The 24773-nt window shown below is 30.0% G+C and carries 20 protein-coding genes; 5 read left to right on the top strand and 15 right to left on the bottom strand.

The genetic code is table 11. The features are described 5' to 3' along the window. Nucleotides 1–7 precede the first annotated feature (7 nt). Both Q0714_RS08040 and Q0714_RS08035 read right to left on the bottom strand, forming a co-directional pair. On the bottom strand, nt 8–2062 hold the full coding sequence (locus Q0714_RS08040; RefSeq protein ID WP_298264070.1) for an HDIG domain-containing metalloprotein: 2055 nt from the start codon (nt 2060–2062) through the stop codon (nt 8–10). Between the two features lie 38 nt (nt 2063–2100). After that, entirely contained in the window at nt 2101–3498 is a 1398-nt protein-coding gene (locus tag Q0714_RS08035; RefSeq protein ID WP_298264068.1) for an NAD(P)-binding protein, read from the bottom strand. A gap of 149 nt (nt 3499–3647) precedes the next feature. On the opposite strand from Q0714_RS08035, the gene Q0714_RS08030 reads away from it, so the two are divergent. Both Q0714_RS08030 and Q0714_RS08025 read left to right on the top strand, forming a co-directional pair. Next, the gene (locus Q0714_RS08030) at nt 3648–4826 is read left to right on the top strand and encodes an acetyl-CoA C-acyltransferase (protein WP_298264227.1); all 1179 of its coding nucleotides are present in this window, start codon (nt 3648–3650) and stop codon (nt 4824–4826) included. Between the two features lie 16 nt (nt 4827–4842). Beyond that, nucleotides 4843–5613, top strand: coding sequence for a C40 family peptidase (locus Q0714_RS08025; RefSeq protein ID WP_298264067.1), 771 nt, complete (start codon nt 4843–4845; stop codon nt 5611–5613). A 51-nt stretch (nt 5614–5664) separates the two neighbouring features. Here the strand turns inward: Q0714_RS08025 and Q0714_RS08020 are convergent, their stop codons facing one another. Together Q0714_RS08020 and gyrA are read right to left on the bottom strand one after the other, a co-directional pair. Continuing rightward, nucleotides 5665–6945, bottom strand: a complete 1281-nt coding sequence (locus Q0714_RS08020) for a tetratricopeptide repeat protein (protein WP_298264066.1) — start codon at nt 6943–6945, stop codon at nt 5665–5667. A gap of 10 nt (nt 6946–6955) precedes the next feature. After that, a complete protein-coding gene (gene gyrA / locus Q0714_RS08015; protein ID WP_298264065.1) occupies nt 6956–9469 on the bottom strand; it encodes a DNA gyrase subunit A in 2514 nt (837 codons plus the stop codon). A gap of 259 nt (nt 9470–9728) precedes the next feature. Between gyrA and Q0714_RS08010 the strand changes: the two genes are divergently transcribed. The 3 genes from Q0714_RS08010 (at nt 9729) to Q0714_RS08000 (ending at nt 13311) form a co-directional block, all read left to right on the top strand. Next, complete coding sequence (locus tag Q0714_RS08010; protein ID WP_298264063.1) at nt 9729–12269, top strand: ATP-dependent Clp protease ATP-binding subunit; 2541 nt, start codon at nt 9729–9731, stop codon at nt 12267–12269. A gap of 105 nt (nt 12270–12374) precedes the next feature. Then, on the top strand, nt 12375–12734 hold the full coding sequence (locus Q0714_RS08005; protein WP_298264062.1) for a hypothetical protein: 360 nt from the start codon (nt 12375–12377) through the stop codon (nt 12732–12734). Between the two features lie 19 nt (nt 12735–12753). Next, nucleotides 12754–13311, top strand: a complete 558-nt coding sequence (locus Q0714_RS08000; RefSeq protein WP_298264060.1) for a thioredoxin family protein — start codon at nt 12754–12756, stop codon at nt 13309–13311. Here the strand turns inward: Q0714_RS08000 and Q0714_RS07995 are convergent. From Q0714_RS07995 to Q0714_RS07945, 11 genes are all read right to left on the bottom strand, one after another. Continuing rightward, a complete protein-coding gene (locus Q0714_RS07995) occupies nt 13308–14261 on the bottom strand; it encodes a glycosyltransferase (protein ID WP_298264058.1) in 954 nt (317 codons plus the stop codon). The two genes, Q0714_RS08000 and Q0714_RS07995, sit on opposite strands and share 4 nt — an antisense overlap. A gap of 117 nt (nt 14262–14378) precedes the next feature. After that, on the bottom strand, nt 14379–16112 hold the full coding sequence (locus Q0714_RS07990; RefSeq protein ID WP_298264057.1) for an acyl-CoA dehydrogenase family protein: 1734 nt from the start codon (nt 16110–16112) through the stop codon (nt 14379–14381). Nucleotides 16113–16165: 53 nt separating this feature from the next. Further along, nucleotides 16166–17194 carry an electron transfer flavoprotein subunit alpha/FixB family protein gene (locus Q0714_RS07985; RefSeq protein ID WP_298264056.1) on the bottom strand — a complete coding sequence of 343 codons (1029 nt, stop codon included), beginning with the start codon at nt 17192–17194 and terminating at the stop codon, nt 16166–16168. A 15-nt stretch (nt 17195–17209) separates the two neighbouring features. Beyond that, a complete protein-coding gene (locus Q0714_RS07980; protein WP_298264054.1) occupies nt 17210–18085 on the bottom strand; it encodes an electron transfer flavoprotein subunit beta/FixA family protein in 876 nt (291 codons plus the stop codon). Between the two features lie 188 nt (nt 18086–18273). After that, complete coding sequence (locus Q0714_RS07975; protein ID WP_298264052.1) at nt 18274–19119, bottom strand: SDR family oxidoreductase; 846 nt, start codon at nt 19117–19119, stop codon at nt 18274–18276. 54 nt (nt 19120–19173) lie between these two features. Next, a complete protein-coding gene (gene recN / locus Q0714_RS07970) occupies nt 19174–20826 on the bottom strand; it encodes a DNA repair protein RecN (RefSeq protein ID WP_298264050.1) in 1653 nt (550 codons plus the stop codon). 24 nt (nt 20827–20850) lie between these two features. Beyond that, on the bottom strand, nt 20851–21738 hold the full coding sequence (locus Q0714_RS07965; RefSeq protein WP_298264049.1) for a DUF4835 family protein: 888 nt from the start codon (nt 21736–21738) through the stop codon (nt 20851–20853). Continuing rightward, the gene (coaBC, locus tag Q0714_RS07960; protein WP_298264048.1) at nt 21731–22945 is read right to left on the bottom strand and encodes a bifunctional phosphopantothenoylcysteine decarboxylase/phosphopantothenate--cysteine ligase CoaBC; all 1215 of its coding nucleotides are present in this window, start codon (nt 22943–22945) and stop codon (nt 21731–21733) included. Before coaBC ends, Q0714_RS07965 begins: the two co-directional genes overlap by 8 nt. 3 nt (nt 22946–22948) lie before the next feature. Beyond that, nucleotides 22949–23272, bottom strand: a complete 324-nt coding sequence (locus Q0714_RS07955; RefSeq protein ID WP_298264046.1) for a DNA-directed RNA polymerase subunit omega — start codon at nt 23270–23272, stop codon at nt 22949–22951. Further along, nucleotides 23272–24090 (bottom strand): outer membrane protein assembly factor BamD, encoded by an 819-nt coding sequence (locus Q0714_RS07950; RefSeq protein ID WP_298264044.1) that lies wholly within the window; start codon nt 24088–24090, stop codon nt 23272–23274. Before Q0714_RS07950 ends, Q0714_RS07955 begins: the two co-directional genes overlap by 1 nt. A gap of 117 nt (nt 24091–24207) precedes the next feature. Next, a complete protein-coding gene (locus Q0714_RS07945) occupies nt 24208–24729 on the bottom strand; it encodes a ferritin (RefSeq protein ID WP_298264043.1) in 522 nt (173 codons plus the stop codon). Between the last annotated feature and the right edge of the window lie 44 nt (nt 24730–24773).

Genomic DNA, 24773 nt, shown 5'->3' with positions numbered 1-24773 from the left:
TACAATTTTATTCAGGATATTCAATTCGTAAATGATAAATATTCTTTAACTTCTTCTTTAACACCTTTTTAATTATTTGTAGTTCCTTAAATGTAATATCTGCATTCATAAATTGCCCATCTTCCATTTGTTTATTTACGATTTTTTCCACTAAAGCATCAAATGCTTGTGCTGTTGGCTCTTTAATGCTTTTAGAAGCGGCTTCTACAGCATCACACATCATTAAAATAGCTGTTTCCTTTGAAAAAGGAATTGGACCTGGATATTGAAAATAAGATTCATCTACATCTTCTCCAGTATATTCTTCTTCCTTTTTATAAAAATAATAAACTAACGAGGTTCCATGGTGGGTTCTAATAAAGTCAATAATTCTATCTGGTAAATGATGTTTTTTAGCTAATTCAACTCCCTTTATAATATGGTTTATAATTATATGAGCACTGTCTCTAGGCGTTAGTTCATTATGAGGATTTACATTAGTAGATTGATTTTCTGTAAAGTACATAGGATTATCCATTTTTCCTATGTCATGATATAAGGCTCCTGTTCTAACCAACATGGCATTGGCATGGATCTCATTTGCGGATGCTTCAGCTAAATTGGCAACTTGTAATGAATGTTGAAATGTTCCAGGAGCTTTTTCTGCCAATTCTCTTAATAATTTAGAATTGGTATTTGATAACTCTTTTAATGATTCATCAGAAATTAATCCAAATAATCTTTCAAATATATAAATTAAAGGTAAAACAAATAAAGTAGCAGCTCCATTTAAAGCAAAGTATAAAAATTTCTCCCAATTTAAATTACTTGCATTACCTTCTTGAATTATTGAAAAAGCAAAATAAGCTATAAAATACACAAAGGTAATTTGTAATACCGAAATAAATAAATTAGCTCTTTTGTACAATTCTGAAATGGTTAAAATGGTTACAATACCAGCTATAATTTGAAGAAAAATAAATTCAAAACTATTAGGTACAATAAACCCAAGCAAAAGCACGGTTAAAACATGTGAAAACAGTCCTAAACGGGCATCAAAAAAAGCTTTTAAAACTAGCGGTAATATCACAATTGGAGCTACATATACGTATTGTGCATCATATTTTACAATAATGGTTATTAAAAGAACTATTAAAATAATATTGAAAAAAATAAACGTTACTTTATTATTATTTTCAAAAATATCTAACCTATATTTTCTTAAAAATAAAAACAACATTAAAAATGCGAGAGCAACCAAAATAGTGTATCCAAAAACAATCCAGTTGTAATTAGATTTACTCCATATTTGAGATTCAAATTCATTTTTTATTGAATTTAATACTCTTAAATTTTCACCCTCTACAATATCACCTTTTAAAATAATTCGTTCATTTTCTGAAACCAAACCTTTAGTATATGAAATTTTATTTAAATTTTCTTCGAGTGTTTTTTGCGTAAAAACTTCATCAAAACTTACATTTGGCTTTATAGCATCATATAAAATATTGAGAAGCTGGTTTTGCGCTTCAGTATAGGGTTGAGTTCCAATTTTAGAATTCAGAAAATTTAATATTTGTGAGGAAGTAAAAAGTTTATATGGCTGAATTTCCTCAATTTTATTTCCTTTGCGTAAGGTAATTGCTGCTTTCTCTATTTTCGATTCACTTGAAGCTTCTATATAGCCATATTGGTATATTGTTGCAAGTATTGTTGTTATTCTAGTGTTTAAATCAAGTTTTTCTTCTTGTGATAATTCTGAGTTTTGAAAAACTTCGGTTGATTTTTGGGTGACTTCATTTTTTACACGTTCAACAATTTCTTCGTTATATTCAAAAAAATGTTTTGAATTTTGAGTGATTTGCTGCTTTTCATTCTCTATTTCAGTCTCCGTTTTTTGGATTGCAAAATCAAAAGGTGCATAGTAATTTTCATACTGCCAAGGTTTTCCTTTTTGAAATTCATATTTAAACTGACCTCCTTTAGGAAATAAGTAAACTACCAGTATGATGGTTGCTATGTATAAAAACAACTTATAAATTAAGGAATGATTTACAAGTAATTTATTGATGAGTTTTTTCACGAAGTTGTTATTTGCAATTCAAAAATAACAATATTATTTTATAAGTGTTTGCAAGAATAAGTATTTTTTAAAGTTTCTTCCAACCTAATAGGTATATTTTTTTTAACCCAATCTTTATAAGTAGTATATCTTTGAGCTTTGTGTATTTGAGAGGTTTTGTTTAAAATTTGTTGAATAATTGATTTTGGTTGAATTTTAAAGTCATTAACTTCTAATACAATAGAGGCTAGTTGTTCTTTCACCTTTGCCTTTATTTGATTGTTATGATTTATCAACCACTCTTCAAATTTATCTTCTGTTAAATGTTTGTCTATAATTACTTCAGTCATATGCTTTCCATGTAGTTTAGATTCTTGTATATTTCCTCTACCAGTTACTGCGTTTCCTATGGCAAATACATTATCAAATCCTGCTACATGGTAATCTCCGTTTCCCTTCATTTTTAATGAAGAATACTCGTACTCTAACCCACTTATCTGCTCTGGAATACTTCCTATTGATGAAATTAACAAATTGGTTTTTATTTCAAAAAAATTATTTTCAATTGGGACAATTTTATGATTATTAAGCTTCACTTTTTGAAAAATTACATCTGTTAATTTATCATTTTCTTCTGTAAAACCATAAGGAATACTTAATGGAATAAACTCAAATAAATATTTTTCAACATATTTGTTAAGCAACTTTTCTGATACTTTTTTAGCCGCCTCTATACTTTCTAAACTATCACTATTTGACGATTTTAAAGGCATTTCCCTTGCCGTTCTTCTGTATACTAATTTGGCTTTACCAATATTGAGTTCCTCAAAGTCAATATTATATTCTTTTAAAACGCTATCAATTCCTTTTTTTTCTATGGTAAATAAATCAACATCAATTCCTTTTTTCAGGTATAATTGTTTTTTTACCAATTCAATCATTACAATTTTAACTACATCTAATGAAGCTAAGCCTCCACCAACAACCACTGTATTATTTTTTATGAAATAATTTTTCCCTAAATAGTTTCTCTCGTGTTTATGGTTAAACCAATTAATCAATGAATTTTGATAAATTAGTTCTCTATCTCTAAATCTCTCCATATTTTTAACAGGAAATTTCCTATCTACCCAAGCACCATTTGCTAAAATTATTGCAGAAAAACCCCAGTTGTTTACCAAATCTAAAAAATCAATATCATCTCCAATTTTTGTATTTGGAACAAACCTGATGTTTGGGTGGTTAAGTTTCTTATCAATTTCTTCAATTTGCCTATCTCTTAACTTAAAATGCCAATTTGGCAAACCATCCTCAATTTTACCATACGGTAATTTATTCATTTCAAAAACAACCACTCTAAACCCATTTTTAGCCAACAAACTTGCTGCTTCAGAACCAGAAATTGACCCTCCAATAACTGCTATATAATGTTTTTTAAATGTGCCATTTTCAATCATAATAATCAGATTTTGAATAGTTCATGAAAATTATAAAACCTTTAGCTTTTGAAAGTAATAATTATTACAAATAATAAACTCTATTTTAAAAACTAAAAAATTGTCTAAAAATGCCTAAATTCGCATTTGAAAAAACAGTTTATAAAATTATGAAAGAAGTTGTCATTGTTTCTGTAGCAAGAACACCTATAGGAAGTTTTTTAGGAAGTTTATCCAATATTTCGGCTCCAAAATTAGGAGCAATAGCTATAAAAGGGGCGTTAGATAAAATAAACTTAGACACAAAACTTGTTGATGAAGTATTTATGGGAAATGTTGTTTCTGCTGGTTTAGGTCAAGCACCTGCTCGACAAGCTGCAATTTTTGCTGGAATTCCTAAAACGGTTCCATGTACAACTATCAACAAAGTTTGTTCTTCGGGAATGAAAGCTATTATGTTTGCAGCTCAAGCGATTAAAAGTGGTGATGCTGAAATTGTTGTTGCTGGCGGTATGGAAAACATGAGTAGCATTCCACACTATATTGCTGGAAGAAAAGCAACCAAATTTGGAAACATTAATGTTGTTGATGGTTTATTAATTGATGGCTTAACAGATGCATACGACAAAAAACATATGGGAACTTGTGGTGATTTATGTGCTTCTGAGTACAATTTCACTAGAGAAGATCAAGATAATTTTGCAATTGAATCTTACACACGGTCAGCTAATGCTTGGGCAAAAGGAAGCTTTAATAATGAAGTAGTACCCGTAGAAATCCCTCAAAGAAAAGGAGATCCAATAATCTTTTCTGAAGATGAAGAATATAAAAATGTAATTTTAGAAAAAATTCCTACTTTACGTCCAGCTTTTAATAAAGAAGGTACTGTAACAGCTGCAAATGCTTCTACTTTGAACGATGGAGCTGCAGCATTAGTACTTATGAGCTTAGAAAAAGCAAACGAATTAAATTTAAAACCATTAGCTAAAATTAAAGGATATGCAGATGCTGCTCAAGAACCTGAATGGTTTACAACGGCACCTGCTAAGGCATTACCAAAAGCATTAGCTAAAGCTGGAATCTCACAAAATGAAGTGGATTATTTTGAATTAAATGAAGCTTTTTCTGTAGTAGGATTAGCGAATATTAAAATCTTAGGATTGAACCCTGAAAAAGTAAATGTTAATGGAGGAGCCGTATCATTAGGTCATCCTTTAGGGATGTCTGGAGCAAGAATTGTAATTGCTTTAACTTCAATTTTAGAACAAAATAATGCCAAATATGGTGCTGCTGGTATTTGTAATGGTGGCGGTGGAGCAAGTGCTATTGTGATTGAACGAATTTCATAATTTTAATACATTTTAAATGAATTACGGAATTTGTAATTTAAGTATTGTGCCTCTTAGAATAGACCCCGACGATACAAGTGAAATGATTTCACAGGTTTTATTTGGTGATTATTTTAAAATTTTAGAAATACGTAAACATTGGAGTAAAATACGTCTTACTTTTGATAAATATGAAGGATGGATTGATCATAAACAATATCAAGAAATTTCTGAAGAGACATTTAATAATATAGCGAAAGAGCCTACTGTTTTAGCTGGTGAATTAATTGATTTTGCAACAGATGAAAACCATCATTTTTCTACAGTAATTTTAGGATCTAACCTACCTTTTTACTCTAATCAAAAATTACAAATTAATCAATCTAATTTTATTTATGAAGGTTGTGTTCATTCTAAGAAAAAAGCCAAAGAAAACATTGTTAAATTTGCCCAAAAATATATAAATACCCCTTATTTATGGGGTGGTAAAACTCCTTTTGGAATTGATTGCTCCGGATTTACACAAATGGTTTATAAACTTTGTGGATATAAATTACTACGTGAAGCATCGCAACAAGCTACTCAAGGCGAAGTTTTAAGCTTTATTGAAGAAAGTGAACCAGGTGATTTAGCTTTTTTTGATAACAATGAAGGTATTATTACTCATGTTGGAATTATTATGAAAGATAATTATATCATTCATGCATATGGAAAAGTTCGAATTGATAGAATAGATCATAGCGGTATTTTTAATATTGACACAAAAAGACATACTCATAAATTAAGAGTTATAAAAAAGATTATATAATAAAAAAGCTCACTTAAAAGTGAGCTTTTTTATTATATAACAATATTAAGTTTATTGCTTCAATTCTTCATAAACTGGTCTAATTTCATTTAGTTTATCCGTCATTTCAAGGTTTTCATATAAACCCATTAATGTTGTAACAACTCCAATATTAGTTTTATTCAATTCAAAAGCTTTTTCATAATAAGGAACTGCTTTCTTATATATCTCTAATTGTTCTGCTTGTAATTTATCATATTTAGCAAAGTCGGATAAACTTTTATTCATTTCTTCAATAATTGGATTAGCTTTATCAATAATAGCTGCTCCAATATTATTGTAAGCATCAGCATAATCAGGTTTTAATTCAATTGCTTTTTCAAAATATTTAATCGCCTCATCTACTTTTTTCTGATTCATATTCATTACACCAACGTTGTAATATAATGTAGGTTCAGTTGGGTTTAGCTCAATAGCTTCCTCTAAACGTTGCTTAAACATTTCTTCATCTCCTTTTTGATAATGAATGTTAGCTTCATCAATTAATAAAGAGTAACTACTTGGAAATTCTTCTCTTCCTTTGGCAATAATTTCAAGAGCTTTGTCTGTGTCTCCTAATTTTACATAATTTTGAGATAAATATTTAAACATCATATCTCTTTTAGATTCTTTTTTCTCCTCTCTTGGATTTTCAGCTAAACCTAATTTTACTTGCAAATCCATTGCTTTTTTATCTGCATATGTAACGTCTTTACCATCAGACTTGTTAGTTGCAATATACTCTGTAGCAATACCTGTGTAATTTAAATCTAAAAGTTTTTGATACGATTTTATAGAAGTATCATAATCTTCCCCAAAATAGTAAAGTAGTGCCGCGTTATCTAAAAATACGGTATCATTTGGACTTAATGCATATACTTGAGCAAATCCTTTTGCAGCTTTTAAATAGTCTTCAGGAGCCTTGGTAGTAACAGCGTTTTGATAATCTGACGATGCTGCTGTAGCAATATTAGATGTTAAGGTATTGATTAAACCAGCAACTTCGTTGGTATATTTTGCTTTGTTAATTTCTTTTTCATAACTAATTAACTTATTAAAAGCAGCTCCTACTTTTTCATAATCAGCTTGATTTGAACCATTTTGGTACAATGCTAAACCTCTTAAATAATAGTATTTTGCTTTAGTTTTTTCATCAGCATTGGCAATCAACCCTTCAGCTTGATTTATAGCCGACATAGCAGCAGTAAAGTCATTTGATTTAATTGCCTTTTCTGCAGTTTTAAGTTCATTCTTTTGTCCGAAAACAGTCATACTTAATAAAAAAGCAGACAGTATTAATATTTGTTTCTTCATTTTATTTATTTTATTCTTGATTTGTATTCTCTTCATTATTATTTTCAATTTCCGTGCCATTTTCAGTTTCATCAAATTCTTCTTCGTCTTCGTGCATTACTTTTGCTACAGCTGCAATAGAATCATTATCTTTTATATTAATAAGTTTAACTCCTTGAGTTGCTCTTCCCATAATACGTAAATCTGACACAGCCAATCTAATTGCAATTCCAGATTTGTTTATAATCATTAAATCGTCATCATCTGTAACATTTTTTATAGCAACTAAATCACCTGTTTTTTCAGTAATATTAATTGTTTTTACTCCTTTACCACCTCTATTTGTAATTCTATAATCCTCTAGGCTTGAACGCTTTCCATACCCATTTTCAGAAACTACCAAAATATTACTTTCATTATCATCAACAGCAATCATTCCAATCACTTCATCATTGTCACTTCCTAAGGTAATACCTCTTACACCTGAAGCATTTCTTCCCATTGGTCTAGTTTTGCTTTCTTCAAATCGAATAGCTTTACCAGACTTTAATGCTAACATTACTTGACTATTTCCTGTTGTTAATTTAGCTTCAAGTAATTCATCATTATCTTTAATAGTAATTGCATTAATACCATTTGTTCTAGGACGAGAATATTGTTCTAAAGAAGTTTTTTTAACTTGACCTCCTTTAGTTGCCATAATAATATAATGGTTATTTATATAGTCTTCATCTTTCAAATCTTCAGTAACTAAGAAAGCTTTTACTTTATCATCTTGTTCTATATTGATAAGGTTTTGAATGGCTCTTCCTTTAGAATTTTTACCTCCTTCAGGAATTTCATAAACACGCATCCAAAACACTTTTCCTTTCTGAGTAAAGAATAACATATATTGATGGTTGGTTCCAACAAATAAATGTTCTAGAAAATCTTCATTTCTAGTGGTAGCTCCTTTTTGACCTCTACCTCCTCTATTTTGAACTTTATATTCATCTAAGTTGGTACGTTTAACATATCCAGCATGTGAAATGGTAACTACTACTTGAGAGTTAGGAATCATATCTTCAATAGATAAATCTCCACCTGCGTATTCTATAACAGATCTTCTTTCATCACCATACTTATCTTTAATTGCAATTAATTCATCTTTAATAATTTGATAACGTCTTGATTCATCACCTAGGATATCTTTTAAATCGGCAATTAATTTTATGATTTCATCGTATTCAGCTCTTAATTTGTCTTGCTCTAATCCTGTTAACTGACGCAAACGCATTTCTACAATTGCTTTTGCCTGAATTTCAGTTAATTCAAAACGAGTTATTAAACTATCTCTTGCTTCATCAGCATTGGAAGATGCTCTGATAATTTTAATTACTTCATCAATATTGTCACTTGCAATTATTAATCCTTCTAAAATATGTGCTCTTGCTTCTGCTTTTTTAAGCTCAAATTCAGTTCTTCTTACAATTACTTCATGTCTGTGTTCAACAAAGTAATGAATTAGTTGTTTTAGGTTTAATTGTTGTGGACGACCATTAACTAAAGCAATATTATTAACACTAAAAGAGGTTTGTAGTGCTGTGTATTTGTATAATTTATTTAAAACAATATTAGGTATGGCGTCACGCTTAAGTACATATACAACACGCATTCCATTTCTATCCGATTCATCTCTAATATTGGCAATGCCTTCTAATTTTTTTTCATTTACAAGTTCAGCAGTTTTTTTAATCATTTCTGCTTTGTTAACTTGATATGGAATTTCGGTTACAATAATACACTCGCGCCCATTTACTTCCTCAATGGTCGCTTTAGCTCTCATCACTATTCGACCTCTACCTGTTTCAAAGGCTTCTTTTACTCCATCATAGCCATAAATGATTCCTCCTGTTGGAAAATCTGGGGCTTTGATGTACTGCATTAATTCAGAAATTTCAATTTCTTTATTATCAATATAGGCTAAAGTTCCATTTATAACTTCAGTTAAATTATGGGGAGCCATATTTGTAGCCATTCCAACTGCAATACCTGAAGCTCCGTTTACTAATAAGTTAGGAATTCTTGTTGGTAAAACAGTAGGTTCATTTAAGGTATCGTCAAAATTTAATTTATGATCTACGGTATCCTTTTCAATATCAGATAACATTTCTTCTGATATTTTTTGCATACGTACCTCTGTATAACGCATTGCTGCAGGGCTATCACCATCAACAGAACCAAAGTTTCCTTGACCATCTACCATCATATAGCGTACGCTCCAATCCTGAGCCATTCGTACCATAGAATCATATACTGAAGTATCACCATGTGGATGGTACTTACCTAAAACTTCCCCAACTACTCTAGCCGATTTTTTATAAGATCCTGTTGCTTTTATTCCTAATTCATGCATTCCATATAATACTCTTCTATGTACTGGTTTTAAACCATCACGTACATCTGGTAATGCTCTTGAAACAATTACTGACATTGAATAATCAATGTATGCAGATTTCATTTCATCTTCAATGTTAATTGGTATCAGTTTTTCTCCGTCTGCCATATGTTTTTTAATTTATTTTAGTTGTCTTTTTTTAACAAAGCAATATACAATTTTTCACTTTTTTACAACCTATTTGTCAGGTAGTTTTTATATTTTTTATTAACAATAATACACACACACCAAACAACTGTAAATGACTGGTATTCAATAATTTTAAGCTATCATATATGACAATTTTACTGATTTATAAAAAAGTGGTCTTGTTTTTGTGCATCAAAAAGAAAAAAATCAGTTAAATTTACATATTAAACTCATAGAAATGGACGATAATTTTTCACCAAAAGTTAAAGATGTAATAGCCTATAGTAAAGAAGAAGCTTTACGTTTAGGACATGATTTTATTGGTACGGAACACCTCATGTTGGGGTTGTTGCGTAAAGGAGATGGAAAAGCTATAGAAATTTTAAATTCATTAGATATAAATCTTGATCATTTACGCAAAAAAATTGAAGGTTTAAGTCCTTTAAACTCTGCTACTTTTTTTACCAATGAAAAGAAAAATTTACATTTAACAAGACAAGCCGAAAAAGCTTTGAAAACTACTTTTTTAGAAGCTAAATTATATAGAAGTGCATCTGTAAATACAGCACATTTACTTTTATGTATTTTACGTAATGAAAATGATCCTACAACTAAGTTGCTTAATAATTTTGATGCAACTTATGAAAATGTTAAAGCTGAATTTAAATTATTATTTATGGATGAAGAAATTGATTTACCAAAAGCTGAAAACACATCGGATGACGATTTTGATACATCAAAGCCAAATCCTTTTGAACAACCTAAGTCAGGTCAAACACCCCCTAAGAAGTCTAAAACACCTGTTTTAGATAATTTTGGAAGAGATTTAACACGCTTAGCTGAAGAAGGTAAGTTAGACCCTGTTGTAGGAAGAAAAAAAGAAATAGAACGCGTTTCACAAATTTTAAGTCGAAGAAAAAAGAATAATCCAATTTTAATTGGTGAACCTGGAGTTGGAAAGTCTGCTATTGCTGAAGGTTTAGCTTTAAGAATAAATCAACGTAAAGTATCCAGAATTTTATTCAACAAACGAATTGTTTCTTTAGATTTAGCAAGTTTAGTTGCAGGAACTAAATACCGAGGACAATTTGAAGAACGCATGAAAGCCTTGGTAAATGAACTTGAAAAAAATGATGATATCATTCTTTTTATTGATGAAATTCATACCATTGTTGGAGCTGGAGGAGCAACAGGTTCTTTAGATGCTTCAAACATGTTAAAACCAGCATTAGCACGTGGTGAAATTCAATGTATTGGAGCTACAACTCTAGATGAGTTTAGAACCAATATTGAAAAAGACGGTGCTTTAGAACGTCGTTTTCAAAAGGTAATTGTAGAACCAACCTCTGTTGAAGAAACTATTCAAATATTAAATAATATAAAAGAAAAATACGAAGAACATCATAACGTTGATTTTACAGATGAAGCCATTGAAGCTTGTGTTAAATTAACCAACAGATACATGACAGACCGCTATTTACCAGATAAAGCAATTGATGCTTTAGACGAAGCTGGTTCTCGTATTCATATCACAAATATTGTAGTTCCAAAAGAAGTTTTACAGTTAGAAGCTCAACTTGAAAAAATTAAAGAAGATAAAACTGCTGCTGTAAACGGTCAAAAATATGAAGAAGCCGCACGCTTAAGAGACGATGAAAAACGTGTTGAAGGATTGCTTTTAGCAGAACAAATAAAATGGGAAGAGGCTTCAAAATTACACCGTGAAATTGTTACAGAAGATAATGTTGCTGAAGTAGTTTCAATGATGACTGGCATCCCTGTAAACAGAGTTGCTGAAGCTGAAAGCCATAGATTACATGAACTTCCAAATTTAATTAAAGGAAAAGTAATTGGGCAAGATGAAGCTGTATCTAAAGTTGTCAAAGCCATTCAACGCAATAGAGTTGGACTTAAAGATCCTAATAAACCTATTGGCTCATTTATCTTTTTAGGTCAAACAGGTGTTGGTAAAACACAACTAGCCAAGGTGTTAGCTACCGAACTTTTTGACAGTGAAGATGCTTTGATTAGAATAGATATGAGTGAATATATGGAAAAATTTGCGGTATCTCGTTTAATTGGAGCGCCTCCTGGTTATGTTGGTTATGAAGAAGGAGGGCAACTTACTGAAAAAATTAGACGTAAACCATACGCAGTGGTATTGTTTGATGAAATTGAAAAAGCACACCCTGATGTTTTTAATATGCTACTTCAAATTTTAGATGATGGTCATATTACTGATAGTCTTGGAAGAAGAATTGACTTTAGAAATACCATAATTATCATGACTTCTAATATTGGTTCTCGTCAATTAAAAGATTTTGGTGCAGGTGTAGGTTTTGGTACAGCTGCAAAAGTTGCACAAGCTGATGCAAATGCCAAAAGTGTTATTGAAAATGCCTTAAAAAAATCTTTTGCACCAGAGTTTTTAAATAGGATTGATGATGTTATTGTATTTAACGCTTTAGAGAGAGAAGATATTCATTCTATTATTGATATTGAATTAAGCAAATTAATTAAACGAATTGAAGATTTAGGCTACCAACTTAATTTAACAGAAGAAGCTAAAGATTATATTGCAGATAAAGGTTTTGATAAACAATATGGTGCAAGACCCCTAAAACGTGCAATTCAAAAATATATTGAAGATGCTTTGGCCGAAGAAATTGTAAATTCTAAATTAAATGAAGGCGATACAATTTTTATGGATTTAAACAAAAAAACCAATGAATTAACCATAAAAATTACCAAAGGAAAAGGAAAAGACAAAGTAGAATAACGTATATTAACTCATAAAAAAATCCAGAATTTGTTAAATAAATTCTGGATTTTTTTTGCTTTAAATATTATACCTTTAAAAAGGTACATCTATAAATTCATCATCATGAAATTTTCTACAAAATTTTGGCTTACAATTTTCACTTTTTTACCTATTGTTTTCATCATTTTAATTTTTATTTTTTTCTTTTCCACTTTTCTAGAAAATATAATAGCATTAGAAACTCATCAAAAAGAATTTCCTATAGAATTAATTCAATCTTTTATCGGATTCTTTATTTTAATTATTTTAACAGCTTTAGTAAGTATAGGTATTAAAATATATTATATTGTTCACACTAATAACAATCCAACAAATGATACCAATAAAAAAATCATGTGGACATTAATTCTTATTTTTGGTGGAACAGTAGCTTCAATTGTATATTATTTTATTGAAATTACACCTTTAAAAACTATTAAATAAACCCTTAACAATATTTAAAATGAATATCAAATCAATCACAATTTTAACCCTAACCATCCTTTTTTTTAATATAACATCAGCACAAGAAAAACCAGAACCTGCTAAAGAAGTTTTATCTAATGCTTTTGACCAAGCTAAAAAAACAAACAAAAATGTTTTTGTTATGTTTAAAGCATCTTGGTGTGGTTGGTGTAAAAAAATGGATGCCTCTATAAAAGATGAAACAACAAAAAATTTATTTGATAAAAACTATGTTATTGAACACCTAGTTGTAAAAGAAGCCACAAATAAAAAGAATCTTGAAAATCTAGGAGCAGATGAAATTTTATCAAAATATGGAGGCGATAAAAGTGGTATTCCCTATTGGCTAATTTTTGATCCTAATGGAAATCTTTTAGCCGATTCTAAAATGGTTGAAGGCGAACTTGTTTTAAAAGAAAAAGGAAATAATATTGGTTGCCCAGGTACACAAGAAGAAGTTGATGCTTTTATATACAAATTAAAAGAAACTTCGACATTAACAAATGAAGAACTTAAAATTATTTCTAAAAGATTTAGACAAAATAGCTCTCATTAATTTTTAAAAAGCTGCCCTTTTAAAAAGCCTAGTCCGTAGCCTAAAAATTGTGTTAAAGTTGTTAGTACACTTGTAAAAGCTACGGATATTTTTTTGTTTTTTATAAATGAATCAAAAAATAAAATAACAAAATAGATGCCAAAAAATACTACAAATATCCAAATTTTTAAAAATAAAAATACAATTGATAAACCTAATAACATTATAAATAATGTTGGAAACCAATAGGTAATTTTTGCAGTTTCAGGATATTTTTTATTTAAAAAAGGTCGTCCTTTTCCAAAAGCAAAAGTTTGTTTAAAAAATTGTAAAAAGGTGGATCTTCTTTTATGGTATACAAAAGCATTTTCAATAAATTGTGTTTCAAAATTACACGCCCAAAGTCTAAATGTTAAATCTATATCTTCTCCAATTTTCATTTTACTAAAACCTTTAGTTATTTCAAAAGCCTTTTTTGAAATCCCCAAATTGAAGCTTCTTGGTTGAAATTTACCTACAGATTTTTTATTACCCCGAATTCCTCCTGTTGTAAAAAAAGAAGTCATACTGTAATTTATTGCTTTTTGAATGGTTGAAAACGATTGATGTGCAGCATCTGCTCCTCCATAAGCATCTGTATAATTTTTACGCAAAGCTTTTTCAACTTCAACTAAATAATTTGGCGGAATTATACAATCTGAATCAAAAATAATAAAGTAATTACCTAAAGCTTTTCTCATTCCAAAATTCCTGCTATCTCCTGCTCCACTGTTGGTTTTATAAAAATATGTTACGTCTAATTTTTTACAAAACTTCTTTACAACTTCATCAGCTTTTAAACTAGAACCATCTTCAATTACAAGTATTTCAAAGCTTTTGTTATATGTTTGTTTTGTTAGGCTATAAAGTAATTCTTCAATTTCTTGAGGACGGTTATACACTGGAACAATGATTGAAAATTGCAATTCCACAAATTAATTTTTTAGGAATTCAAATTTAGTGTTTTTTAAAAGAAACTATAAATTATGGCACAAAAAAAGCCCACTTTTAAGTTTAAAAGTAGGCTTGCTTTTAATTATTAAAAGTAATTAAACTTGAGGTTCTAATAATTCAGTTGGCACTAACTTGTATAAATCTAAATTTTCAATATTAAAATTATTGATATAATCAAACTTCTCTTTATTTTCTGAACTGACCAAATTGATAAATAATTTAGCTGATTTATTAAATTTTTCATCTCTCTGACTATTCAATAACAATAAATATCCCATAATTATATTACCAGCCATTTCAACCAATCTTCTTGAATGAAAATCTAATAATTCTGTATGATGAGTATCAATTACTTGTTGAGTAATTTCTTCAAATGAAACAGTCATTTCTTGAAGTTTCGTTTTTAAAGTTACATTTTCTTCAAAAACTTTTGCTTCGTAATTTTTAATTTGTTCTAAAAATACTCCAGTTGTTACACCTTTAATTGCAGCCACTGCTTGCAATTGAGTTGTTCCTTCATAAATTGAAGTAATTCTGGCATCTCTATAAATGCGTTCAATTGGAAAATCTTTCATAAATCCAGTTCCACCATGAATTTGTAATGAGTCATAAGCAATAACATTGCATGCTTCACTAGCCATTAATTTTAGAAGAGGTGTAAAAACATTGGCTAATTTGGCATAACCCTTCATCTCCATACGCTCCTCTTTTTCCAAAGGTCTTTCTTGCATTACATCTTCATAAACTTTGGTGAGATCAACAAATCGTGTAGTTTCATATAACAATGATCGTAAAGCATCAATGCGTACTTTCATATTTGTAATCATCTCATAAACAGCAGGGAAATTAATAATTACTTTTCCAAATTGTGCTCTTTCTTCTGCGTATTTCAATGCCTCTCTGTAAGCTGCATCAGCAATACCAACAGATTGTGCTCCAACTCCTAAACGTGCAGAATTCATTAAAGCCATTACATACTTAATCAATCCAAATCGTTCTTTACCCACTAATTCTGCAGGAGCATTTTTAAATACTAATTCGCAAGTAGGAGAACCTTTAATGCCTAGTTTTTTTTCTAAATGACGAACTTGGACAGCGTGATCATTTCTATCATATATAAACATAGATAATCCACGAGCATCCGTAGTTCCTTCTTCTGAACGTGCTAAAACCAATGAAATATCGGCATCACCGTTGGTTATAAAACGTTTAACCCCATTCAAATACCACTTTTTATCTTCTTCATTAAAGGTTGCTTTTAGTTTTACTGATTGTAAATCTGACCCCGCATCTGGTTCCGTTAAAACCATTGCTGCTGTTGCCCCATCTCTATTAAACCTTGGCAAGTATTTTTCACGTTGCTCTTCGGAACCAAATTCATAGATGGTTTCTGCACAATCTTGCAACCCCCAAATGTTAGCAAAACCAGCGTCGGCTCTCGCCACCATTTCGGCTGCCATTACATAAGGCAATAACGGGAAGTTTAATCCTTCATATTTTCTAGGCAAAGACATACCAATTAAACCTGCTTCATACAATGCTTTGTAATCTGCTGTAGTACCTTTTGCATAAACTACTTTGTTATTTTCAATATGAGGTCCTTCAACATCGACTCCTTCAGCATTTTTTGAAATGGTATCTGCACAAATTTCCCCAACAATTTCTAATATCTTTTCATAAGTATCAATAGCATCTTCATGATTAATTGGAGCATAATCATATTTTTCTGATTCTGAAAAATTGCGTTCTTTTAAAGCAACTATCTTTTTCATGATAGGATGCTCTAAATGAAATTTAAAATCTGGAGTATCTTTAAAAAAATTATCCATTTTTATATATTTTTATAGTTTGAGTTTTATAACTCTTTTAATATTATTGCTTATTATTTTGCATTTTGTTTGTAGTACTTAATCATTTTAGGAACAACTACTCCTAAATCTCCATGTATTACGTAATCTGCTAATTTATTTATAGGTGCTTCTGGATCATTATTTATAGAAATAATCATAGAGGCATCTTGCATTCCTGCTGTATGTTGAATGGCTCCTGAAATACCCGCTGCGATATACAATTTAGGACGAACAGTTGTTCCTGTTTGGCCAATTTGACGATCGTGCTCAATAAAACCTGCATCAACAGCTGCTCTTGAACCACCAACTTCTCCTCCCAACAATTCTGCCAATTCTTTTAAATAATCAAAATTTTCTTTAGAGCCTACTCCGTACCCTCCTGCTACAATAATTGGTGCTTCTTTTAAATTGACACCAGATTCTTTAATTTGACGATCTATAATTTCAACTACAAAATCTTCTTCATTTACAATTGAATGCACATCTACTTCAACAATTTCTGTGTTGTAATGTTCATCAAAAATTTCCTTTTTCATAACACCTTCCCTCACAGTTGCCATTTGAGGATGCATATCCCAATTGATAATATTAGCCATAATACTACCTCCAAAAGCTGGGCGAATTGCGTATAATAAATCTTTATATTCTTTCTTTTCCTTTTTTACAAAATGATCTCCAATATCTAATATTGTACAATCAGCTGTAAGTCCGCAGTTTAATTTTGAAGCTAGCCTTGGAGCTAAATCTCTTCCAACTGAAGTGGCTCCAAACAATACAATTTGCGGATCTTCTTCCTTTAATATATGTGCAGCTAACGCAGCATGAGGTAAAGTTCTATAAGGTTCTAGCCTCAAACTATTTCCAACAAATAATCTATCTACACCAAAAGGAGCAATTTGACTTTCAATTCCATGTAAATCAGAACCAAAAATCATAGCTTCTAAAGGGCTTCCTAATTTTTCCGCTAATCGTTTACCTGCTGATAATAACTCTTGACTTATATCTGCTACTTTTTGATTTTCAACTTCACAATAGACTAAGACACTTTTTATTTTTTCCATTTTAAAAGTTTTAAATTACCCTATGGTATGATGTTCTATTAATTCTTTTATCATCATTTCAATATCAGCATCAGATTCTGTTAAAAATTTAGCTTCATTTGCTGTTAAAACAATGTTTTCTACACTTTTTACCTTTGTTGGTGAGCCATTTAACCCAATTTTTTCCATATTTGCTTCAATGTCTTCAACACTCCACTCTGGAATTGTTAAATAGGGTCTTTTTTGATGTAATGAAAGTAACATTTCATCTGCTGAACGCAACTCTGTTTTGGTGCGAGCATATTTGTATTGCATCATTTTTTTAGCATGCCTTGATCTACAAGTTGGAGATGAGCCATGAACCGTCATTAAACAAGGGAATGGAGAAGAAATTGTTTCAACTCCTTTAGACAAACGTCTTCTAACAATAATTTTATCATTTGTTATTTGTACCACCTCTTCAACATAAGTTACTTGAGGAATATTTAATTTATCTGCACATTGTGGTCCTACTTGAGCTGTATCTCCATCTATGGCTTGTCTTCCACTTAAAACTAAATCATAAGGAGCTAACTTTTTTATTCCTTTAACTAAAGTATAGCTTGTCGCCAAGGTGTCAGCACCTCCAAATCTTCTGTCTGAAATCATTACACCAAAATCAGCACCTCTATAATATCCTTCTCGAATGATATCAGCCGCTTTTGGTGGTCCCATTGTTAATAAAGTAACAGTTGTTCCTGGAATTCTATCTTTGATATTTAATGCCAACTCTAACGCATGTAAATCGTCTGGGTTAAATACAGTGGAAAGTTTACCTCTATTTACAGTACCATCTGGTTTCATAGCATCCGGTCCTACGTGTCTCGTATCTGGAACTTGTTTAGCTAGTACTACAATTTTAAGTGGTCTCATAGTATTATTTTAAAAATTTATGTTTATTTCTCTCAAAATTAAAGTTTTTAATTGGGGAAAAACGTGATAATACTCATACTTCACATATTTTTAGATATCCATACTATTTCTGTAAAAACACAAAAAAAGCGATGATTTAAAAATCATCGCTTTTTTTGTGTTTAATAAACTCTAAACTTATTTTTATTTTATTCTTTTGATACTACTTGTTCTTCAGACTGGTTGTCTTTCATAAACTCTTCCATTATAGCAGTGCTAACTCCCATATTAGAAAAACCTCCATCATGATATAAATTTTGCAGTGTTACTTTTTTTGTAAGATCTGAAAATAGACTGATTGTATAGTCAGCACATTCTAACGCTGTTGCATTCCCTAAAGGAGACATTTTTTCAGCATAAGCAATAAAACCATCAAAACCTTTTACACCGCTACCAGCAGTTGTTGGTGTTGGAGATTGAGAAATTGTATTTACTCTAACTTTTTTATCACGTCCAAAGAAGTAACCAAAACTACGCGCAACAGATTCTAAATAAGCTTTGTTATCAGCCATATCATTATAATCTGGAAAAACACGTTGAGCAGCCATATATGATAGTGCTACTATACTTCCCCATTCATTCATTGCGTCTTTTTTGTATAACATACTCATTACTCTATGAAATGAAAGTGCTGACACATCAAAACCAGTTTTTGTAAAATTATAATCTTGATTGGTATAATGATTTCCTCTTCTTACATTAACCGACATTCCAATTGAGTGTAATACGAAATCTATTTTACCCCCTAAAATTTCCATTGATTTATCAATCAAATCTTCTAAATCCATCATGGAAGTTGCATCAGCAGGTATTACTTGCGACCCTGTTTTTTCAGCTAGTTCTGAAATAGTTCCTAAACGCAATGCAACTGGAGCATTGGTTAAAACAAATGTTGCTCCTTCTTCATGTGCTCTTTCAGCTACTTTCCAAGCTATTGATTTTGAATCTAATGCTCCAAAAATAATACCTCTTTTACCTTTTAATAAATTATGCATAGTTCTAATTTTGTTTTCGATTTTAGTGTAATTGGCTGCAAATATAGTAAATTCTTAATTTAACAGCTGTTTTGCATGTTCAACGGCTGTTTCTGAAAAGTTTTTACCGCTGAGCATTTCTGCAATTTCATTAACTCGTTCATGTTCATTTAACTGCATTAATTTTGTAACTATATTGTTATCTAAATCTTGTTTATAAACTTTATAATGCTGTTTGCCTTTAGCGGCAATCTGCGGTAAGTGAGTAATCGTAATTACTTGCATATTAGCACTCATTTGTTGCATAATGTCTGCTATTTTTTGTGAAACATCACCAGAAACCCCTGTATCAATTTCATCAAAAATAATGGTTGGTAAATTGGAATACTCAGATAAAATAGCTTTTACAGCTAACATTATTCTAGACATTTCTCCACCTGATGCTGTTTTTTTTAACGTTCCAAAATTAGCTCCTTTATTTGCTGAAATAAGTAAGCTCAATTCATCTTTACCGTTTGTAAAATAACTTGTACTATGAGTAATTTCAAACTTAAATCGGGTATTTTCCATTCCTAAATTAGTAAGTACCGTTTCTAATTTTTGAATTAAAATAGGAATTGCATTTTTTCTTTCGTTATATATAGAGAATGCTAATTTGTCTATTTTTTCAGCAACTACTTTTATTTCCTTCTCTTTTTCATTGATCAAAGTTGCAGAATTTTCAACAGCTTCTACTTTAATAGAAAGATTTTCTTTGATACTTATCAATTCTGAAATTGAATTTACAGCATGTTTTTTTTGCAAATTATAAATGAGTTGCAATCTATCATTAAGTTTTTCCAATTCTAAAGGGTCAAACTCTATAGTTTCATTTAAGTTTTCTAATTCATTAGTTATGTCATCTAACTCAATTTTTAAACTTAAAGACCTTTCATACAACTCTTTATACTCTAGAGCATAAGATTTAATTTTATTTAAATTAGATGTAAAAGAACTCAACAATGCCTGTATCCCAATTTCTTCATTGAGCGCCAAAGCTTGTGCTTCTGTTAAATTTAATTTAATTTCTTCTATGTTATTTTCTTTATCTAATTGTTGCTCTAAAATAGCTTGCTCATCAGGTTTTAAATTGGCTTTTTCTAATTCTTCAAACAAATGTAAATTATATTCATATTGTTCATTTGCAACTGCCTGATGTTCTTTTATTTTTTTTAGCTCTTTAGTTAATTTATTAAAAACTGATAATCCTCTTTTATAAGATTCAATTTTAGCTGAATTGTTAGCCAAACTATCAATAATTTCAAATTGAAAATTAACGTCAGATAACTGTAAGGTTTGGTGTTGAGAATGAATATCAATCAATTTTTCACTTAATAGCTGTAAAACTTGTAATGTTGTTGGGGTATCATTTATAAATGCACGCGATTTTCCACTTGGTAAAATTTCTCTACGAATAATCGTTTCTTGATCAAAATCTATATCATTTTCTTCAAAAAAAGGTTCTAATCTATAATTTTTAATTGAAAACTGAGCTTCAATTATGCATTTACTTGTTGTATCTTTTAGCGTTGAAGAGTCTGCTCTTTTCCCTAAAACCAAGCCTAAGGCACCCAATAAAATAGATTTTCCTGCACCTGTTTCACCTGTAATTATTGATAAATTATCTTTAAAACTAACCTTTAATTGTTCTATTAAAGCATAATTTTTTATGGAAAGATTTGTAAGCATTCTAATTAATTAGGATTAAGAATATTACTTTATTTTATTCCATTTCGCCGCATTAATTGGAGAAATTTTCAGTAAATCTTCTTTTAATTTAAACGTATCATAACGTGGTCCATCTGAAAATATGGAAACTATTTCATCTGCTTTTGAATCCATAAATACACGTAATAAAAATGCATTGGGTCTAGAATCATAAATTGATTTAAGTTTTAAAATAGTTTCTGCAATGGTCTTTTTCCCATTTTTACTATTGGTACTCATTACATCTAAACCTTTTAAATGATATTCATACAATGAAGTACGAAACATAGTGTAGGTTGGCGATAAAAGATTGTCTATTAATGTAAATCTAGATTTTGTACCGTCGTTTTGGTTCCAGCCTTTGTAACCACTTTGTTGCGCCTGTACTAAAACATTTTGTGCTTGTGTGTAAAACGGTGATCCACCTTCTAAAGCAAAAGTATCTGCATCCATTCCTAAAATAGTATACACATAAAATGTTACTACAGATACTAGATTAGACTCAAAAGTATTCTCATTATATTGCAAAGGTTCAAACTCAGTATATTGAAATGAAAAATTATCATCTTTAAAATTAAAAACTGGTGTTAAATAGGTAGAATTGAATACTGGGCGAGACGATTGTATTTGAATATGACCTTTAAAGTCGTTTCCTGTTTGCTCTAAAATAGTTAATGTTAAATTACAACTTATTCGTTCTTGTGCTTTATAATTAAAATTTGTCCAACGCTTTTGGTTTACAAATTCATTTAAGGAACTTTCTAAGGTTGAAAAAACTTGCTTGTTAGAACCAGGAATTTTGTCTGCATTTACTGTAATTGTACAATCTAACTCTTGAGCACTTAATTGAGTTATAAATGTTAACAAAAAAAATATTCTAATTATTTTATACATAAATTCTGTTCAAAATTTCTTTAAAAATATCCTCAGCTACTTCAGCCTTAGATTTTAGACTAAATTCTGAAATTTTTTCGAATTTATCAATGATTGTTACTTTATTTGTTTCATTTTTAAAACCTGCGCCTTTATCTTGTAAAGAATTTAACACAATTAAGTCTAGGTTTTTCTTTTGAAGTTTTATGGTCGCATTTTCAATTTCATTATTGGTTTCAAGAGCAAAACCTACTAAAAATTGATTTTCTTTTTGTTTTCCTAATGAAGCTAAAATATCTTTTGTTTGCACCATTTCAATTGTCATACAATCAGAAGATTTTTTGATTTTTGTTGCAGAAATTTCTTTAGGTTTATAGTCTGCAACAGCTGCAGATAGTATTGCAATATCAACAGATTGATAATGTTTGTGAGCTTCTTGATACATTTCTTCAGCACTTACAACATTATATCTATACACTAAAGAATGTGTAATTTTTTCATTAGAAGGTCCTGAAATTAAATACACCGTAGCTCCTAAGTTGGCTGCTGATTTAGCTAATTCAAAACCCATTTTTCCTGAAGAATGATTTCCAATAAATCTAACTGGATCAATTGCTTCATAAGTTGGTCCAGCTGTAATTAGTACTTTTTTATTGTATAATGGTAATTTTGTAACAATATCATTCTCAATAAAAGATACAATATTTTCTGGTTCTTCCATTCTGCCTTCACCTTCTAATCCACTTGCTAAAAATCCTGTAGATGGAGGAATAAAAATATTTCCGTAGCTCTGTAATTTTTCAATGCTTTTTTTTGTTGTTGGATGCTTATACATATCCAAATCCATTGCAGGTGCAAAAAAGACTTTACACTTGGCGGATAAATACACAGCTAACAACAGATTGTCGCAAACACCGTTTGCCATTTTAGACAAGGTATTTGCTGTAGCAGGAGCTATTATCATATAGTCTGCCCAAAGACCTAAATCTACATGGCTGTTCCATTCTTCCGTTTCTTCTTCTCCTTTATCATAAAAAGAAGTATAAACTGGATTTTGTGAAAGGGTTGAAAGGGTTAATGGGGTTACAAAATCAACTGAAGCAGGAGTCATAACAACTTTAACTTCTGCTCCCGATTTTATAAAAAGTCGCACTAAATGTGCCGTTTTATAAGCAGCAATACCGGCTGTAACACCTAAAAGAATTTTTTTACCGCTTAAAATAGACATGTGTTATTTAGTTTCTTCTGGGTTTCTGTAATAAATTTTACCTTCTAACCATTCTTCTACTGCAATTGCAGTTGGTTTTGGTAATTTTTCATAAAATTTAGAAACTTCTATTTGTTCCTTATTTTCAAAAACCTCGTCTAAACTATCAGTATAAGTTGCAAATTCTTCTAACTTTTCAATTAGTTCGTTTTTTAAATCTCCGTTAACTTGCTGTGCTCTTTTTGCTATTATTGTAATAGCTTCGTAAATGTTATTGGTTGGCTCTTCTATTTTAGTTTTATCATACGTTACAGTAGTAGAAGCTGCCTTTGTGTTTTTATAATCCATCAGTTTTCAGTTTTTAGTGCTAATAAAGAGTTTAATTCTTCAGTTAAGTTGTTTACTAATTTTTCAGTTTCATTTAAATAATCTGACTTTGGGTAATTACGCTTAAATCTTTCATGCGATTTTAAAGCATCTTTAATTCTATCTTCTTTTTTAGCAATAAAACTATTAATACCTAATTCGTAAGCCGATTTAAATTTGTAATACATCGCTTCTTCTCTAAAAGAAGTTCCTAAATAATCTGACAATAAATTGTCAAAAGCTACTATAGCCGCTATATAATCAGTTGTATGATAATACTGCTTAGCTATTTCAAAAGATTTTTTTTCTAATTTAAAAGTAAGCTCTTTAATATTTTTATTTGCTTCAATTACTTTGTCAGACTCTGGATATTTAAATATAAAATTTTGCAAAGCTGTTATGGCTTCTTGAGTATCTTTTTGATCCAAACTATATACTGGAGAAGCTAAATAGTAACTATGAGCTGATAAATATGCTGCTTCTTCTACTTTAGAACTTTTAGGGTAATTTTTAACAAACTTATCAAAATAATAGGCTGCTAAGCTATATAGTTTTGTATTGTAGTGAGATTGTGCGACCATATATTGAATGCGTTCCATTTGAGGTTTTCCTCGGTAACTTGGTGTAATTTTCTCAAACAATTGTATGGCTTTATTATACTTTTGTTCTTCATACACTTTGGTAGCCATTTGATACTGTTCTTGAACGGTACCTTTATTCAATACTTTTTGATATTCACCACAAGATGAAACACCAATACTTATCAATAAAATGAATATGTATATTTTATTTTTTTGCATTTGGCAAAATTAGTTATTTATTATGGATTATTAAAATGATTTTTTTTAGTATGTTCTACCACAAAAATAACTAGCTTTTACAATAAATATTGCTTAACAATCTTAATTGTTTGTTAATTATTGAGCAGGTGGAGGAGCTACTGAACTAACTACTGAAAGCTGTTTAATGTCATTATCAAATAAGTATAAGCCTCCTTTATCGTCACCAATTAAATTAATTTTATCTAAAATTGTTCGAGCTTGAGCTTCTTCTTCAATTTGTTCAGCCACATACCATTGTAAGAAATTATGTGTCGCATAATCTTTTTCTTCTAATGAAATATGAACCAATTCATTTATACTTTGTGAAACAAAAACCTCATGTTTAAATAACGTTTCAAACATTTCTTTAATAGAACCAAACTCGACAGCTGGGGCACTTAATTCAGAAACAATTGCATGACCTCCACGTTCATTAATATATTTAAAGAATTTTAACATGTGTTGGCGTTCTTCATCAGACTGATTGTACATAAATTCAGAAACTCCTTCTAAACCTTTTACTTCAGCCCAAGAAGCCATTGCTAAATATATTTGTGAAGATTCAGCTTCAATTCTAATTTGATTATTTAAAGCTGTTTGCATTTTTTCTGATAACATAATCTTATTTTTTATTTATTCTACTTGAAATTTAGAACTGTAAA

The organism is uncultured Lutibacter sp. (assembly GCF_947493565.1).
GTDB classification, from domain to species: Bacteria; Bacteroidota; Bacteroidia; order Flavobacteriales; family Flavobacteriaceae; genus Lutibacter; species Lutibacter aestuarii.
Note: the sequence above shows the minus strand (reverse complement) of the source record. Positions and strands in the feature narration are given on the sequence as shown.

What these genes read in the sequence shown, in the direction of transcription:
- Q0714_RS08035 (WP_298264068.1), bottom strand. Translation starts at nt 3,498, where the DNA reads ATGATTGAAAATGGCACATTTAAAAAACATTATATAGCAGTTATTGGA.
- Q0714_RS08030 (WP_298264227.1), top strand. Translation starts at nt 3,648, where the DNA reads ATGAAAGAAGTTGTCATTGTTTCTGTAGCAAGAACACCTATAGGAAGT.
- Q0714_RS08025 (WP_298264067.1), top strand. Translation starts at nt 4,843, where the DNA reads ATGAATTACGGAATTTGTAATTTAAGTATTGTGCCTCTTAGAATAGAC.
- Q0714_RS08020 (WP_298264066.1), bottom strand. Translation starts at nt 6,945, where the DNA reads ATGAAGAAACAAATATTAATACTGTCTGCTTTTTTATTAAGTATGACT.
- gyrA (WP_298264065.1), bottom strand. Translation starts at nt 9,469, where the DNA reads ATGGCAGACGGAGAAAAACTGATACCAATTAACATTGAAGATGAAATG.
- Q0714_RS08010 (WP_298264063.1), top strand. Translation starts at nt 9,729, where the DNA reads ATGGACGATAATTTTTCACCAAAAGTTAAAGATGTAATAGCCTATAGT.
- Q0714_RS08005 (WP_298264062.1), top strand. Translation starts at nt 12,375, where the DNA reads ATGAAATTTTCTACAAAATTTTGGCTTACAATTTTCACTTTTTTACCT.
- Q0714_RS08000 (WP_298264060.1), top strand. Translation starts at nt 12,754, where the DNA reads ATGAATATCAAATCAATCACAATTTTAACCCTAACCATCCTTTTTTTT.
- Q0714_RS07990 (WP_298264057.1), bottom strand. Translation starts at nt 16,112, where the DNA reads ATGGATAATTTTTTTAAAGATACTCCAGATTTTAAATTTCATTTAGAG.
- Q0714_RS07985 (WP_298264056.1), bottom strand. Translation starts at nt 17,194, where the DNA reads ATGGAAAAAATAAAAAGTGTCTTAGTCTATTGTGAAGTTGAAAATCAA.
- Q0714_RS07980 (WP_298264054.1), bottom strand. Translation starts at nt 18,085, where the DNA reads ATGAGACCACTTAAAATTGTAGTACTAGCTAAACAAGTTCCAGATACG.
- Q0714_RS07975 (WP_298264052.1), bottom strand. Translation starts at nt 19,119, where the DNA reads ATGCATAATTTATTAAAAGGTAAAAGAGGTATTATTTTTGGAGCATTA.
- recN (WP_298264050.1), bottom strand. Translation starts at nt 20,826, where the DNA reads ATGCTTACAAATCTTTCCATAAAAAATTATGCTTTAATAGAACAATTA.
- Q0714_RS07965 (WP_298264049.1), bottom strand. Translation starts at nt 21,738, where the DNA reads ATGTATAAAATAATTAGAATATTTTTTTTGTTAACATTTATAACTCAA.
- coaBC (WP_298264048.1), bottom strand. Translation starts at nt 22,945, where the DNA reads ATGTCTATTTTAAGCGGTAAAAAAATTCTTTTAGGTGTTACAGCCGGT.
- Q0714_RS07955 (WP_298264046.1), bottom strand. Translation starts at nt 23,272, where the DNA reads ATGGATTATAAAAACACAAAGGCAGCTTCTACTACTGTAACGTATGAT.
- Q0714_RS07950 (WP_298264044.1), bottom strand. Translation starts at nt 24,090, where the DNA reads ATGCAAAAAAATAAAATATACATATTCATTTTATTGATAAGTATTGGT.
- Q0714_RS07945 (WP_298264043.1), bottom strand. Translation starts at nt 24,729, where the DNA reads ATGTTATCAGAAAAAATGCAAACAGCTTTAAATAATCAAATTAGAATT.